Origin of the sequence: Pseudomonas syringae (genome assembly GCF_000737245.1) — a bacterium.
Classification (GTDB): domain Bacteria; phylum Pseudomonadota; class Gammaproteobacteria; order Pseudomonadales; family Pseudomonadaceae; genus Aquipseudomonas; species Aquipseudomonas syringae_J.
Window position 1 is genome coordinate 131,819 of record NZ_JPQU01000067.1, and the last position, 14,706, is coordinate 146,524.

11 protein-coding genes and 2 pseudogenes are annotated in these 14,706 nt (G+C 59.7%); 5 read left to right on the forward strand and 8 right to left on the reverse strand.

Translation table 11 applies throughout. The features are described from left to right. Positions 1–7 precede the first annotated feature (7 nt). The 8 genes and pseudogenes from IV01_RS04510 to IV01_RS04480 form a co-directional block, all read right to left on the reverse strand. Positions 8–1,018: a chemotaxis response regulator protein-glutamate methylesterase gene (locus IV01_RS04510; RefSeq protein ID WP_032630818.1), complete on the reverse strand. Its 1,011-nt coding sequence runs from the start codon at positions 1,016–1,018 to the stop codon at positions 8–10. After that, positions 1,015–2,781, reverse strand: a pseudogene (locus IV01_RS04505) (hybrid sensor histidine kinase/response regulator); the annotation flags it as partial. The pseudogene IV01_RS04505 and the gene IV01_RS04510, both read right to left, overlap by 4 nt. Before the next feature lie 101 nt (positions 2,782–2,882). Continuing rightward, positions 2,883–3,396: pseudogene (locus IV01_RS27580) on the reverse strand (Hpt domain-containing protein); the annotation flags it as partial. After that, positions 3,393–4,082, reverse strand: coding sequence for a chemotaxis protein CheW (locus IV01_RS04500; protein ID WP_032630821.1), 690 nt, complete (start codon positions 4,080–4,082; stop codon positions 3,393–3,395). The pseudogene IV01_RS27580 and the gene IV01_RS04500, both read right to left, overlap by 4 nt. Beyond that, positions 4,079–5,404, reverse strand: coding sequence for a CheR family methyltransferase (locus tag IV01_RS04495; RefSeq protein ID WP_032630822.1), 1,326 nt, complete (start codon positions 5,402–5,404; stop codon positions 4,079–4,081). The genes IV01_RS04500 and IV01_RS04495 overlap by 4 nt, the downstream gene beginning before the upstream one ends. Next, entirely contained in the window at positions 5,397–5,942 is a 546-nt protein-coding gene (locus IV01_RS04490; RefSeq protein WP_032630823.1) for a chemotaxis protein CheW, read from the reverse strand. The genes IV01_RS04495 and IV01_RS04490 overlap by 8 nt, the downstream gene beginning before the upstream one ends. Before the next feature lie 8 nt (positions 5,943–5,950). Then, the gene (locus IV01_RS04485; protein ID WP_032630824.1) at positions 5,951–7,573 is read right to left on the reverse strand and encodes a methyl-accepting chemotaxis protein; all 1,623 of its coding nucleotides are present in this window, start codon (positions 7,571–7,573) and stop codon (positions 5,951–5,953) included. Positions 7,574–8,038: 465 nt separating this feature from the next. Further along, positions 8,039–8,776, reverse strand: coding sequence for a tellurite resistance TerB family protein (locus IV01_RS04480; protein ID WP_032630825.1), 738 nt, complete (start codon positions 8,774–8,776; stop codon positions 8,039–8,041). A gap of 217 nt (positions 8,777–8,993) precedes the next feature. Between IV01_RS04480 and ydcS the strand changes: the two genes are divergently transcribed. The 5 genes from ydcS to IV01_RS04455 all read left to right on the forward strand — a co-directional run bounded on the left by ydcS (position 8,994) and on the right by IV01_RS04455 (position 14,575). Continuing rightward, complete coding sequence (gene ydcS / locus IV01_RS04475) at positions 8,994–10,145, forward strand: putative ABC transporter substrate-binding protein YdcS (RefSeq protein WP_032630826.1); 1,152 nt, start codon at positions 8,994–8,996, stop codon at positions 10,143–10,145. Positions 10,146–10,307: 162 nt separating this feature from the next. After that, positions 10,308–11,348 carry an ABC transporter ATP-binding protein gene (locus IV01_RS04470; RefSeq protein WP_032630827.1) on the forward strand — a complete coding sequence of 347 codons (1,041 nt, stop codon included), beginning with the start codon at positions 10,308–10,310 and terminating at the stop codon, positions 11,346–11,348. 1 nt (position 11,349) lies between these two features. After that, on the forward strand, positions 11,350–12,300 hold the full coding sequence (locus IV01_RS04465) for an ABC transporter permease (protein ID WP_418903557.1): 951 nt from the start codon (positions 11,350–11,352) through the stop codon (positions 12,298–12,300). Next, positions 12,290–13,117: an ABC transporter permease gene (locus tag IV01_RS04460; RefSeq protein ID WP_032630829.1), complete on the forward strand. Its 828-nt coding sequence runs from the start codon at positions 12,290–12,292 to the stop codon at positions 13,115–13,117. Before IV01_RS04465 ends, IV01_RS04460 begins: the two co-directional genes overlap by 11 nt. Before the next feature lie 33 nt (positions 13,118–13,150). Further along, a complete protein-coding gene (locus tag IV01_RS04455) occupies positions 13,151–14,575 on the forward strand; it encodes a gamma-aminobutyraldehyde dehydrogenase (RefSeq protein ID WP_032630830.1) in 1,425 nt (474 codons plus the stop codon). Positions 14,576–14,706: the final 131 nt, after the last annotated feature.

Below are 14,706 nucleotides of genomic sequence, written 5' to 3' on the forward strand. Positions count from 1 at the left end.
ATGTTGGTCATTTGGCGAATACCTCTTTCAAGCGCATCGCAATCGTGTTGAGCGGTCTGATTTCAACAGCCGCGTCAATTGCGGCGGCAGCCTTGGGCATACCGTAAACCGCACATGTCTGCTGATCCTGAGCGATGGTCAGCCAGCCTTGCTGGCGCATCAATTTAAGTCCCTGAGCACCGTCGCGCCCCATGCCGGTCAACAGCACACCTACCGCATCCCCGGCCCAGTAACGAGCCACGCTTTCGAAAAAGACATCAATCGAGGGCCGATAAATTTCGTTGACCGGTTCGGCCGTGTAGGCCAGCGTGCCATTTTTCAGCAGACGAATATGATGGTTGGTGCCTGCCAGCAACACCGTTCCAGGTTGTGGTGGCTCTCCTTCGCGGGCCAGACGCACCGGTAAACCGGCAGCGCTGCTGAGCCATTCGGCCATACCAGCGGCGAATACCTGATCCACGTGCTGAACCAGCACAATCGCCGCAGGGAAGTTAACCGGCAGGCCCTTCAATAACTGTTCCAGTGCCGCCGGTCCTCCCGCCGAAGACCCAATGGCGACCAGGCCCTGGCGTTGAACGGCCGCGCGCAGAGGCGCAACCGTCGCCGGTTCCCGGGCACCGCGCTGGCCGATCAGCCAGCCGATGTTGAGGATTTTGCGCAGTAGCGGCGCAGCGGCTTCCTTGGGGTTAGGCCCACCGATGGAGGGCGTGTCCACCACATCCAGTGCGCCGTGGCCCATGGCCTCGAAGACACGATTCATGTTCTGCTGACGGTCCACGGTGACGATAACGATCGCGCAAGGCGTGGCCGCCATGATCTGCCGCGTCGCTTCAACCCCGTCCATGACCGGCATGATCAGATCCATGAGGATCAGGTCCGGGGTCTGCTCGGCACATTTGCGCACCGCTTCTTCACCATTGGCCGCGGCCCACACCACCTCGTGGGCAGGCTCGAAGGCCAGCGCCCGACGCAGCGCTTCGACAGCCATGGGCATGTCATTGACGATCGCAATCTTCATCCCTGTGCATCCCCAATCAGCTCGGCAACGGCGTCGAGCAATGCATCGTCGTGGAAACTGGCCTTGGCCAGATAATAATCAGCACCCGCGTCCAGGCCGCGACGTCGGTCCTCTTCGCGATCTTTATAGGACACCACCATCACCGGCAGCGATTGCAGGCGGGTGTCCCGGCGCAGCAGGGTCACCAATTCGATGCCATCCATGCGCGGCATATCAATGTCAGTAATCAGCAAATCAAAATCTTCAGCACGCAACGCATTCCAGCCGTCCATACCGTCCACGGCGACGGCCACTTCGTAGCCGCGATTGACCAGCAACTTGCGCTGCAACTCACGCACCGTCAACGAGTCGTCGACCACCAGCACGCGCTTGCGAGCGACTGCGTCCATTTGACGGTTACGCCGGTCGATACGCTCCAGGCGGCCTGTGTTGAGCAGTTTTTCCACCGACCTGAGCATGTCTTCGACATCGATGATCAGCACCGCTGAACCGTCGTCGAGCAAGGCGCCAGCGGAGATATCCTGGACCTTGCCCAACCTTGGATCGAGGGGCAACACCACCAGAGTCCGCTCGCCGACAAACCGCTCGACCGCCACGCCATACACCGCATCACGTTCGCGAATCACCACGACCTTGAGCACGCCTTCGGTGTTCTGGTTCGCCGGGCGTTGCAGCAGCTGGCTGGCGGCAACCAGGCCCACGTGACGGCCTTCATACCAGAAGTGCTGGCGACCTTCGAGCTGCACGATGTCGTCGCTGTGCACATCACTCATGCGTTCGATATGCGCCAGCGGGAAGGCATAGGCTTCGCCGCCCACTTCGACCACCAGGCTACGCACCACTGACAAGGTCAGCGGCACCTCCATGACGAAGCGGCTGCCCTCGCCGGTCTTTTGATGCAAGACCACGGAACCGCGCAACTGGCGGATCATGTCGTGGACAGCATCCAGGCCGACGCCACGTCCGGAAATCTCGGTGACCTTCTCGCGCAGACTGAAGCCTGGCAGGAACAGGAAAGTGAGCAGCTCCTCCTCACTCAATTGGGCGGCGCTATCGGCGGGCGACAACTGACGCTTGATGATAGTGGCACGCAGTTTTTCCAGGTCGACACCACCGCCGTTGTCGATCAGCTCCACCACCAGTTGGCCAGCCTGATGCGATGCCTTGAGCACGATCAATCCGTCGGCGGTCTTGCCTTCCGCGAGGCGGCGCTCGGGCAGCTCGATGCCGTGGTCCACCGCGTTGCGCAGCAAATGAGTCAGCGGCGCTTCGAGCTTTTCGAGTACGTCGCGATCGACCTGAGTCTTTTCACCTTCGATTTCCAGCCGCACTTGTTTGCCCAGCTCGCGCCCCAGGTCACGAACCATGCGCGCCTGACCGCTGAGCACATCGGCAAAGGGCCGCATGCGGCAGGCAAGCGCGGTGTCGTAAAGGGATTGCGCGCGCTGACTGGAGATCCAGCCGAACTCGTCGAGTTCAGCGGTCTGGTGGATCAACATCTGCTGGGCTTCGGCCAGCAAGCGACGGGCTTCATCCAGCGCCTTTTGCGCTTCGGGCGCCAGGCCAGCTTCACCAAAGGTTGTCTCAAGGTCATCCAGTGCGCGGCTACTGCTGCCCTGAATGCGCTTGAGACGCTGCATGTTGGCCAGATACGGCTTGATGCGCTGGCTCTCCACCAGCGATTTGCTCGACAAATCCAGCAGGCTATTCAGGCGCTCGGCGGTCACCCGCAATACCCGCTCACCGCCCTCGGTGGTTCTGCGGCTCTGCCGGGCAGCCGCCGGGCTCGCGGTCGCGGTGGCAGGCGGCGTCGGAGTTTCAACGACGGGCGCGGCTTCGGTCAACGCAGCCTGAGCGACAAGCTCCTGAACGGTCAGCAGCGGCTCGGCGGCTGACGAGACGGGCTGGATCATCGCCATGGCACTGGCCAGCAAGGCGTCGTCGGCCGAAAGTTCGGGCGCCGTCGCGCTGCGCACGGCTCCCGCACCCTGGCTCAACAATGCATTCATGCGCTCGACGTAGCCGTCGATGTCAGCCTGGCCGATGCCACTGGCACCCGGAGTGGCAATACGCATCAGAAAATCGGTGCCTTGCAGCAAGGCGTCGATGTGTTCCGGCTGCAAATACAGCCGTCCTTCCTGAGCACTGACCAGGCAGTCTTCCATCACATGGGAAACGCTGACCCCGAAATCCACCCCGACAATGCGTGCCGCACCCTTGAGCGAGTGGGCCGCACGCATGCAGGCTTCAAGGTGATCGGCCTGAGTCGGGTCGCGCTCCAGCGCCAGCAACCCGCTGCTCAACACTTGGGTCTGAGCTTCGGCCTCAAGGGTAAAGAGCTCGAACAACGAGGCGTCGCGCATTTGATCAGGGGTCATGAAAGGCTCCGGTTGATCGCCGCCAGCAGTTGTTCTTCATCGAGCAGACGCAGGCTGTAATCCTTCCACTGCAATACTCCCCTCGTGAACCGGGCGTTGGCATGAGTACCGGAGACAGAGGCTGAGCCCAGCAAATGCTCATCGATGGCATGAATCCCGTGCACTTCATCCACGGGCACCACCACCGGGCCACCTTGAGCCGCAACGATCAGCATACGCGGCATGATCCGGCTCGATTGTGCAGCGGCCGCGGTTGGGTCCAGACCCAGTAGTTCAATCATCGACAGGCAGGCCACCAGTGCGCCGCGCACATTGGCCACACCGAGCAATGCTCGCGAGCGCTGATGCGGCAGCGAATGGATCGTCTGCAACGGGGCGATCTCCACCAGGCAGCGGGTCGGCAAGCCAAGCCACTCTTCGCCAAGGCGGAACACCAGGATCGAACGGGTACTGACCTCGACCTGTGCTGCGCCGGCCTGCAGGTAATCCTGATCATTGCGGGTAAGCGCATAGCGGTCGAGCAAGCTGGTCGCAGCAGCCGAGTAAACCGGGCAGTTGCGACAATGAATATGTTCCACCAGCAATGGGCACGAGCGGTCACCGTGGATGCCGATGCGATTCCAGCAGTCATCGATGGCTTGCGCGTCTTCGTGAACGAAGCTCGAATAGCTTTGAAGAGTGCTCATCGATTACTTCCCTGTTTGTTCACGTTACGCGCCGCGCGCTCGGTCAAACGTCGTGCGCCCGCGCTGTCGCCCTGAGCGTCGAGCAAAGCGGCGAGTTGCGCCAAGGTTTCAGCATGCTGTGGCTGCAAATACAGCGCCTTGCGATAAAAACCCTGAGCCTGAGCAATATTGCCTTCGACTTCACTGAGCAGCCCCAGCCAATAGAACACCTGCGCTACCGGCTCATGCTGCTGTAGGTAACGATCACAAGCGGCCCGAGCTTCAGTGCTTTTACCCTGGTTGGCGAAACTGGCAATGGTCGCGAGCAAGGCTGCCATGTCGTCTTTGCCTGGCGCCGCTGGTTGGGTTCTCGGGAGCGTCGAATTGGCCTGAGGGGTTACCTGAGAGTTCGCCTGGAAAAACGCTGAAGAGCGAGGAGCCGGTGGACGCATCGAGGATCTCAGTGCGTCAGGCTGGCTTCGTGTAGGAGTCTTGGCGGGTGTCGCCATCACCGGTTCTGAAGAAGGCGGCGCTGCAACCTCGACCGGCGCCGTATAATGGCGGAAGGCGAACGTCTGCGGCAAGCCAATGGAACGCATGCCCATGCGAGTCAGCAGGCTGCCTTCTGCCGGGCCGATGAACAGGATGCCGTCGTCGCGGGTCAGGCGTTTTAGAACTTCGAACACATGCTTTTGCGTCGGCTGATCAAAGTAGATCAGCAAATTTCGACAGAACACAAAGTCGTAGGGCGTACGGTTCAACAAGGCTGGATCGAGTAGATTTCCCGCCGTGAAATTGATCTGTTCACGCACCCGTTCATGCAACAGAAAACCGTCATCCACGGGATTGAAGTGGCGTTCGCGATAGGCGATGTCGCTACCGCGAAACGAATTTTTGCCGTACACCCCACGCTGAGCCCGCTGGATCGATATAGGGCTGATGTCCATCGCATCAATGCTGAACTGCTGGGCCGAAATGCTGGCATCAAACAGCGCCATCGCAATGGAGTACGGCTCTTCACCTGTCGAGCACGGCAGACTGAGGATGCGGAGTGGCCGCATCCCCTTAAGGGTTTTAAGGCGCTCCTGAGCAAGATTACTCAGTGAGGCAAAGGACTCCGGATAACGGAAAAACCACGTCTCGGGAACGATCACGGCTTCAATCAGCGCCTGCTGTTCTGCGCCTGAGCCTTGTAGCAGTGTCCAGTAAGCATCACCGTCCGCGGATTCCGTGGCGGTACAACGCAGGCGCAGCGCACGGTCGATGATCGCTTCGCCAACCGAGGCCACATCCAGGCCGATACGATCCTTGAGAAAGATGAAGAAGCGCGCCTGATTATTCATGGCCCTGCTCCAACAGTTCGATCCTGGCCGGCGGGACCGGGAACAACAGCTCGCGTACAGGATCGGTGAGCAGGTCCTGAACACGTACCCATTGGATCAGACCGGACTGGTCTTCACGGATCGGCCCCAGATACGCAGCGAAAGCGTCATTATCCAGGCCGTACTCCTTGAACTCGCTCGGGGCGCAGCGCAGGGTATCGGTGGCCTGCTCGATAATCAGACCGAGCAACTGGCTCGGCCGGTCGGCACTGACCCGGTAATGCACCAGCACCAGCCGCGTACTGGTGCGCACCTGGGCGCTTTCGCCGAAGGTCAGCGCCGCGAGGTCGATCACCGGAATCATGACCGCACGATGTACAAACACCCCCGCAACCCAGCGCGGAGCATGGGCAATGGCCTTGAGTTGCAGGCGCGGCAGCACTTCGGCGATCTCCACCGCTTCAAGGGCGTAACGCTCGTCGCCGATGCGGAACAGCAAAAACAGTTTGTGTTTCTCTGTCACCGAAGAACTGCCACGACTGGCCGAATGCTCACTCATGGCGTATCTCAGACCTTGAAGCGCGAAACGCCGCCGCGCAGCCCAACCGCCACCTGACTCAATTCGTCGATAGCGAAGCTGGCCTGACGCAGGGATTCGACGGTCTGGCTGCTGGCATCACCCAGCTGCACCAGCGCCTGGTTGATCTGCTCGGCACCGGTGGCCTGAGCCTGCATCCCCTCGTTGACCATCAGTACCCGAGGCGCAAGAGCCTGAACCTGATGAATGATCTGGGTCAGTTGCTCACCTACCTGGGTTACCTCGAACATGCCGCGGCGGACTTCTTCGGAGAACTTGTCCATGCCCATCACGCCAGCGGAAACGGCCGACTGGATTTCCCGGACCATCTGCTCGATGTCGTAAGTCGCGACGGCGGTCTGATCCGCGAGGCGACGCACTTCGGTGGCAACGACCGCAAAGCCACGGCCATACTCGCCGGCTTTTTCAGCCTCGATCGCCGCGTTGAGGGACAGCAGGTTGGTCTGGTCGGCGACCTTGACGATTGTGACCACCACCTGATTGATGTTGCCGGCTTTCTCATTGAGGATCGCCAGCTTGGCGTTCACCAGATCCGCTGCGCCCATCACCTGATGCATGGTGTCTTCCATGCGCGCCAGGCCCTGCTGACCGGAGCCGGCCAGAATCGAAGCCTGATCCGCCGCCGTAGTCACTTCGGTCATGGTCCGCACCAGATCCCGGGACGTCGCCGCGATTTCACGGGAGGTCGCCCCGATCTCGGTAGTGGTGGCTGCGGTTTCAGTGGCGGTGGCTTGTTGTTGCTTGGAGGTGGCGGCGATTTCCGTGACCGACGTGGTCACTTGAACCGATGAGCGCTGGGCCTGGGAAACCAGTCCGGTCAGCTCGGTCATCATGTCGTTGAAGCCGGTTTCCACAGCGTTGAACTCGTCCTTGCGGTCCAGGTTCAGGCGGCGGCTCAGGTCACCGGTGCGCATCACTTCCAGAATGCTCACGATGCGCTGCATCGGCGACATGATCGAGCGCATCAGCAGGAAGCCGCAGATGCCGGCGGCGATGACTGCGACGATGAACGACAGGCCCATGCTGATCTTGGCTGCGCTGACTGCCATATCAATGCTATCGGTGGCGTCGTCAGCGACTTTCTTGTTGATCACAATGATGTCGTTGAGTTGCTTGCGACCCTGTGACCACACTGCCCTTGTCTGGTCGTAAAACTCCGCCCGGGCCTGGGCATAGTCGCCGCGCTGATAGGCCGTATGAACTTCGCTCAGCAGGCGCGTATAGGTTTCACGAAGTTTTTCGAAACCAGCAAAGTTGGCGCGATCAGTGTCATCGAAGATCGTTTTGCGATAATTCTCGATCTGCTCCTGGAGGCGATTTTCGAAGTCCTGAAACTGGTCCTTTTCAGCTGCGGTCAGCACCCGGCCTTCGCCTTCGCCTATCAGCTCCAGGGTGCGGATGTAACTCTCGCCCCAGGCACTGCGCAGCAAGGTGCTGTAATAAACCCCTGGCAACGCATCCTCACGAACCTGCTCTTCGCTGGATTGGATCGATAACAGGCGGGAAAAAGACACGACAACCATCAACAACATGATCGCTATGATTACAGCGAAACTCGCCAGAATGCGTTGGCGCAAGGTCCAGTTCTTCACGGTCAGCCCTCAAGAGTTCAACCCGAACTTGGCGCCGGGTTCAAGAAGCGGACCGACAAACGGCCCAAAGCGGCCTGAGTATAGCCCAGGCTCTTACGAACTTAGGGGGTTGTTTCCGAGATAAATAAAGGCAAATCCCGCCAACCTTTGAGAATTTTCCTACATGCCTGAGCGCATCCGAATGGATGTGAGCGTTGCCAGAGGGATTTCAAGTGGGTGTTTGAGGGCACGGTGACTTGAATCGTGAGAGCGGTGCTTGCCCGCTATGAACGCCCATGTGGTGTACCTGATAAACCGCAGCGTCCCTATCGCGGGCAAGCACCGCTCCCACAGGTTCGATGATTCTCTGTAGGAGCCGAGCTTGCTCGCGATGAACGATGACGCGGTTAGTCTGATGAACCGTAGCGTCTGTATCGTCCGAATGCGGCCCAGACCAAGCACCGCTCCCACAGGTTCGGGGATCGATTACCCCTGCGCCTGACGCACCTGAATCTCGAGCTCGGCCTTGAGCGCTGGCGGAAGTTTGAGCTGGCGGGCCAGTTCGTCCAGGTAGGCGCGCTCCATGAAGTGCTCTTCATCTACCAGCATGACGCTGGCGATGTACATCTCTGCAGCGATTTCAGGCGTCGTCGCGGCGCGGGCCACTTCGGCCGGGTCCAGCGGTTTGTTCAATTCGGCATGCAGCCAGTGCTGCAACTCTTGATCACCGGTGATTTTGGTGAATTCACCTTCGATCAGGTTGCGTTCACGTTCATCCACATGACCATCAGACTTGGCGGCGGCCACCAGCGCACGCAGGATGGCCTGACTGTGAATTTCAACCTGCTCGGGTGGCAGTCGGTCAATGGTCTGAGGTTCTGACTGCGAGGCATTCGCCTGGTTGGCCTGCCAATTGCCATACGCCTTGTAGGCCAGCACACCCAACGCCGCCAACCCACCGTACGTCAGCACCTTGCCGCCGACTTTGCGTGCGCCTTTATTGCCGATTAACAAGCCCATGGCTCCAGACGCCAGAGCACCACCACCTGCCCCGGATAGCAGACTGCTCAGACCTCCACCGCCCGCTCCGCCCAGCAACCCTGCCAGACCACCAGCCGCCGAAGATTTCTTGTCGCCCGACCGACCGCCCGAGCCGCCCGCCTTGTTTTGCAACATGTCTTGGCCGGACTTGAGAAGTTGGTCGAGTAAGCCACGCGTATTCATGGGAAGCCTCATAAAAGTTGTCAGACAATTCTGTGACAAGCAGATTAGAGAGAAGTGTGTCGAGGCAGGCGCTGGTTGTGCTTCTGGATGTTGCAACTGCCCCGGCGCTGCTGCACATTGTTGGGATTCCAATAATTGACAAGCCACGTTGCTTTCTCCCTGCTTCACTTAAGCTGTTGATAACTGCCCCGACCATAAATAGATAAGAGGGATTTTTATGTCAGCACACAGAACCGCACTGCTCAGCGCCATCATTACCAGCCTGTTTGCCAGCGCCAGCCTGCAGGCCGCCGAAACGCTCAAGATGGTCGGCGACGGTGAAGGCCAGCTGGATATCGTGGCCTGGCCCGGCTATATCGAACGCGGCGAAAGCGACAAGGCCTACGATTGGGTGACCGGTTTCGAGCAGGAAACCGGCTGCAAGGTCAACGTCAAAACCGCAGCAACCTCAGACGAAATGGTCAGCCTGATGACCAAGGGCGGTTACGATCTGGTGACCGCGTCCGGCGATGCTTCGTTGCGCCTGATCGCCGGCAAGCGCGTCCAGCCCATCAACCCCGAGCTGATATCCAACTGGCGCAATATCGACCCGCGCCTGATGGGCGGCCCGTGGTACGTGGTTGACCGGCAGACGTATGGCACGCCCTATCAATGGGGTCCGAATGTGCTGATGTATAACACCGAGGTCTTCAAAGTCCCGCCGATCAGCTGGAGCGTAGTGTTCGAAGCTCAGGACCTGCCTGATGGCAAGCCCAACAAAGGGCGGGTCCAGGCGTATGACGGTCCGATCTACATTGCCGATGCCGCGCTGTACCTGAAGTCAGCCAAGCCTGAGCTGGGTATCGTCGACCCCTATCAGTTGACTGAAACCCAATACGCCGCCGTGCTTGACCTGCTGCGCAAACAGCAGCCGCTTATCCACCGTTACTGGCACGACGCAACGGTACAGATGAGTGATGTGAAGAACGAAGGTGTGGTGGCTACCAGCTCCTGGGGCTACATGGTCAACGGCCTGCAAGCCGACAAGCAGCCGGTGGCTTCGACCATACCCAAAGAAGGCGCAACCGGCTGGGCCGATACGACGATGCTGCACGCGGAAGCCAAACACCCCAACTGTGCCTATAAGTGGATGAACTGGTCATTGCAACCGAAAGTCCAGGGTGACATCGCAGCGTGGTTCGGCTCCCTGCCAGCGGTGCCGGCAGCCTGCAAGGCCAGCGACCTGCTCGGCCCACAAGGCTGCGCGACCAACGGCTTTGACCAGTTCGAGCACATCGCCTTCTGGAAAACCCCGCAAGCCGAGGGTGGCAAGTTCGTGCCTTATAGCCGCTGGACTCAGGACTACATCGCGATAATGGGTGGGCGTTAATCACTGAGCCTTGTGGGAGCGACCGGGGTGGCGCTCCACCTTTCTCGCGAAGAGGCCAGCAAAGCCGGCATATCTTCAGTGCCTGAAACATTGCCTTCGCAAGCAAGGTGGAGCGCCACCCCGGTCGCTCCCACAAGCTCGACGGCCAATTGGAGCTCCACCATGCCCCTTGCAGTCCAGTTCACCCATGTATCCCGGCAATTTGGCGAGGTGAAGGCCGTTGACCGGCTGTCTATAGAGATCGAAGACGGCGAGTTCTTTTCCATGCTGGGGCCGTCAGGTTCCGGCAAAACTACCTGTCTGCGATTGATTGCCGGTTTCGAGCAACCCAACGAAGGCTCGATCCACATCCATGGAGAAGAAGCCACGGGCCTCCCGCCTTACCAACGGGACGTAAACACGGTGTTTCAGGATTACGCGTTGTTCCCGCACATGAACGTCCGTGACAACGTCGCCTACGGCTTGAGAGTCAAAGGGATAGGCAAGCAGGAACGTTACAGCCGCGCCGATGAGGCCCTGGCAATGGTTGCCCTGGATGGCTACGGCGCACGTAAACCGGTTCAGCTTTCCGGCGGGCAACGGCAACGGGTGGCGTTGGCTCGGGCTCTGGTCAACCGTCCACGGGTGCTGCTACTGGATGAGCCGCTGGGAGCGCTGGACCTCAAGCTACGAGAGCAGATGCAAGGCGAACTGAAAAAACTTCAGCGCCAGCTGGGGATCACGTTCATCTTCGTCACCCACGATCAGACTGAAGCCTTGTCCATGTCCGACCGCGTAGCTGTATTCAACAAAGGCCGCATCGAACAGATTGATACCCCGCGCAATTTGTACATGAAACCGGCAACCCGTTTTGTCGCCGAGTTCGTCGGCACTTCGAACGTTGTGCAGGGCGATCTGGCCCGCCAGTTGAGTGGCAGCCCGCAACCCTTCTCGATTCGGCCGGAGTACATTCGCTTCGCTCAGGGCCCCCTGGGCATCGATGAAGTTGAAATCAGCGGCCTGCTGCGAGACGTTCAGTATCAGGGCAGCGCGACTCGCTACGAACTGACGCTGGATAACGGCCAGAGCCTGAGCGTCAGCCAGCCCAACACCGACTGGCAGGACAACAGCTCACGTCTCCAGACTGGCCGACGTCTGTCAGCGCGTTGGTCAAGGCACGCCATGGTTGTGCTGCGCGATGGTCCTGCTGGCGAAGGTTTGTAAAATGAGCCAGCCCCTCGCTGAACCGGCAATGGATACTCGGGGTTCACCCTTGCGGCGAATCTCGACACTGCTGTACACGCGGCCGAATCTTTACCTGTCATTGCTGCTGGTCCCGCCGCTGATCTGGTTCGGCGCGGTGTACCTCGGCTCGCTGCTCGCTCTGTTGTGGCAGGGTTTCTATACCTTCGACGACTTCAGCATGACGGTCACGCCGGAGCTGACCCTGGCCAATTTTCGTGCGCTGTTCCACCCGGCCAATTTCGACGTGATCAAGCGCACGCTGGTGATGGCGATTGCCGTCTCCATCGCCAGCGGCATCATCGCCTTCCCCATCGCCTATTACATGGCGCGCCATACCACCGGCAAAACCAAGGCGTTTTTCTATATCGCGGTGATGCTGCCGATGTGGGCCAGTTACATCGTCAAGGCTTATGCCTGGACGTTACTGCTGGCCAAAGGCGGCGTGGCCCAATGGTTTGTGCAGAAGCTGGGGCTGGAACCGGTTCTGCAATTCATCCTCGGGATTCCGGGGGTCGGCGGCAGCACCTTGTCGACCTCGTATCTGGGACGATTTCTGGTGTTCGTCTATATCTGGCTGCCCTTCATGATCCTGCCGATCCAGGCCTCGCTGGAACGTCTGCCGCCCTCTTTGCTGCAAGCGTCCGCCGACCTCGGCGCACGCCCACGTCAGACTTTCATGCGGGTGAGCTTGCCGTTATCGATCCCCGGCATCGCTGCAGGCTCGATCTTTACCTTTTCCCTGACCCTGGGTGACTTCATCGTCCCGCAACTGATCGGCCCGCCTGGCTATTTCATTGGCAGTATGGTCTACGCCCAACAAGGTGCGATCGGCAACTTGCCCATGGCAGCAGCCTTCACCCTGGTACCGATCGTGCTGATTGCGATTTACCTGTCTATCGTCAAACGCCTGGGGGCATTCGATGCGCTCTAAGCCTGTGTCTCATTCAGAGCGCGCCCCCATCGGCCTGAAGATCGCCGCGTGGGGCGGATTGGTGTTTCTACATTTCCCGATCCTGATCATCTTTCTATACGCGTTCAACACCCAGGATGCAGCCTTCAGTTTTCCGCCCCAGGGCTTCACCCTCAAGTGGTTCAGCGTGGCCTTTTCCCGGCCGGATATTCTGGAAGCGATCAAGCTCTCATTGAAGATCGCCTGCATCGCGACGCTGATCGCCCTGGTGCTCGGCACGCTGGCCTCGCTGGCGCTGTACCGACGCGCCTTCTTTGGTAAAGACGTCATCTCTCTGGTGCTGATCCTGCCCATCGCCCTGCCCGGCATCATCACCGGTCTGGCATTGCTGGCAGCGTTCAAGACACTGGGCATCGAGCCGGGCATGTTCACCATCATCGTCGGCCATGCAACGTTTTGCGTGGTGATTGTCTTCAACAACGTCATCGCCCGCCTGCGCCGCACGTCCCAGAGCCTGATCGAAGCCTCGATGGATCTGGGTGCCGATGGATGGCAGACCTTTCGCTACATCATCCTGCCCAATCTCGGCTCGGCGCTGCTGGCCGGTGGCATGCTGGCGTTTGCCCTGTCTTTCGATGAAATCATCGTCACGACATTTACCGCCGGGCATGAGCGCACGCTGCCCATCTGGTTGCTCAACCAGTTGAGCCGCCCTCGGGATGTGCCGGTGACCAACGTGGTCGCCATGCTGGTGATGCTGGTCACAATGTTGCCGATCCTCGGCGCTTACTATCTGACACGCGGCGGTGAGGGTGTGGCCGGAAGTGGCGGAAAATAATTCACAGCCTGTGTCGTTCAAATGGAGAAGAGCATGCAAACCAAACTGTTGATCAACGGCCAGTTAGTCAAAGGCGAAGGTCCGGTGCAGGCTGTATTCAACCCTGCGCTGGGCAGAGTGCTGGCGGAAATCAATGAGGCCAGCGAAGCCCAGGTGGATGCCGCCGTGCGGGCAGCCGATACGGCCTTTGAAAGCTGGTCGCAAACAGTGCCCAAGGACCGATCGCTGTTGCTGCTGAAACTGGCCGATGCCATCGAAGCCCACGCTGAAGAGTTTGCCAAACTGGAGTCGGACAATTGCGGCAAGCCTTACAGCGCTGCGCTGAATGACGAGATTCCAGCCATCGCCGATGTGTTCCGCTTCTTCGCCGGCGCCAGTCGCTGCATGGGCGGATCGGCGGCGGGTGAATACCTGCCGGGGCATACCTCGATGATCCGCCGCGACCCGATTGGCGTGATCGCCTCCATTGCGCCGTGGAATTACCCGCTGATGATGGTCGCCTGGAAGGTCGCTCCAGCGTTGGCGGCGGGCAATACCGTGGTGCTTAAACCCTCGGAAATGACTCCCCTTACCGCGCTGCGTCTGGTGGAACTGGCGGCGGGTATTTTCCCGGCGGGGGTACTCAATCTGGTTTTCGGGCGCGGTACCTCGGTGGGCAATGCGCTGGTGACCCATTCGAAAGTGCGCATGGTATCCCTCACCGGCGCCATAGCCACCGGCTCACATATCATTTCCAGCACCGCCAGCAGCGTAAAACGCATGCACATGGAGCTGGGCGGCAAGGCGCCCGTGATCATTTTCGACGACGCCGACATTGATGCCGCCGTCGAGGGCATTCGCACCTTTGGCTTTTACAACGCGGGTCAGGATTGCACCGCCGCTTGCCGTATCTACGCGCAAAAAGACATTTACGACGCCTTTGTCGCCAAGCTCGGTGAGGCGGTCAGTACCATCAAATATGGTCTGCAGAGCGATCTGACCACCGAAATGGGGCCATTGATCAGTGCCCATCATCGGGATCGCGTGGCAGGTTTTGTCGAACGTGCACTGGCTCAGTCGCACATTCGGCTGATCACTGGCGGTAAAGCAGTGGATGGCAATGGCTTCTTTTTCGAACCCACGGTGATTGCCGACGCCCAGCAGGACGACGAAATCGTGCGGCGTGAAGTGTTCGGACCGGTGGTCTCTGTCACCCGCTTCGACGACGAAGCTCAGGTATTGGCCTGGGCCAACGAATCCGATTACGGCCTGGCCTCATCCGTCTGGACCCAGGACATCGGCCGCGCCCATCGCCTGGCCGCGCGCTTGCAATACGGCTGCACTTGGGTGAACACGCACTTCATGCTGGTCAGCGAAATGCCCCACGGCGGGCAGAAGCTTTCGGGTTACGGCAAAGACATGTCGATGTATGGACTGGAGGACTACACCACGGTCCGGCATGTGATGTTCAAGCATTGAGCGTCACACACCTCGGTTCTGTAGGAGCAACCGAGGTTATGAGGCCCGGGATAGCGGTGTGTCAGGCAGACCTCGGTTCTGTAGGAGCGCACCGAGGTTACGAGGCCCGCGATTGCGGTGTGTCAGACAGA

Coding starts and splice junctions, on each gene's coding strand:
- IV01_RS04510 (WP_032630818.1), bottom strand. CDS start 1,018: ATGAAGATTGCGATCGTCAATGACATGCCCATGGCTGTCGAAGCGCTG.
- IV01_RS04500 (WP_032630821.1), bottom strand. CDS start 4,082: ATGAGCACTCTTCAAAGCTATTCGAGCTTCGTTCACGAAGACGCGCAA.
- IV01_RS04495 (WP_032630822.1), bottom strand. CDS start 5,404: ATGAATAATCAGGCGCGCTTCTTCATCTTTCTCAAGGATCGTATCGGC.
- IV01_RS04490 (WP_032630823.1), bottom strand. CDS start 5,942: ATGAGTGAGCATTCGGCCAGTCGTGGCAGTTCTTCGGTGACAGAGAAA.
- IV01_RS04480 (WP_032630825.1), bottom strand. CDS start 8,776: ATGAATACGCGTGGCTTACTCGACCAACTTCTCAAGTCCGGCCAAGAC.
- ydcS (WP_032630826.1), top strand. CDS start 8,994: ATGTCAGCACACAGAACCGCACTGCTCAGCGCCATCATTACCAGCCTG.
- IV01_RS04470 (WP_032630827.1), top strand. CDS start 10,308: ATGCCCCTTGCAGTCCAGTTCACCCATGTATCCCGGCAATTTGGCGAG.
- IV01_RS04465 (WP_418903557.1), top strand. CDS start 11,350: ATGAGCCAGCCCCTCGCTGAACCGGCAATGGATACTCGGGGTTCACCC.
- IV01_RS04460 (WP_032630829.1), top strand. CDS start 12,290: ATGCGCTCTAAGCCTGTGTCTCATTCAGAGCGCGCCCCCATCGGCCTG.
- IV01_RS04455 (WP_032630830.1), top strand. CDS start 13,151: ATGCAAACCAAACTGTTGATCAACGGCCAGTTAGTCAAAGGCGAAGGT.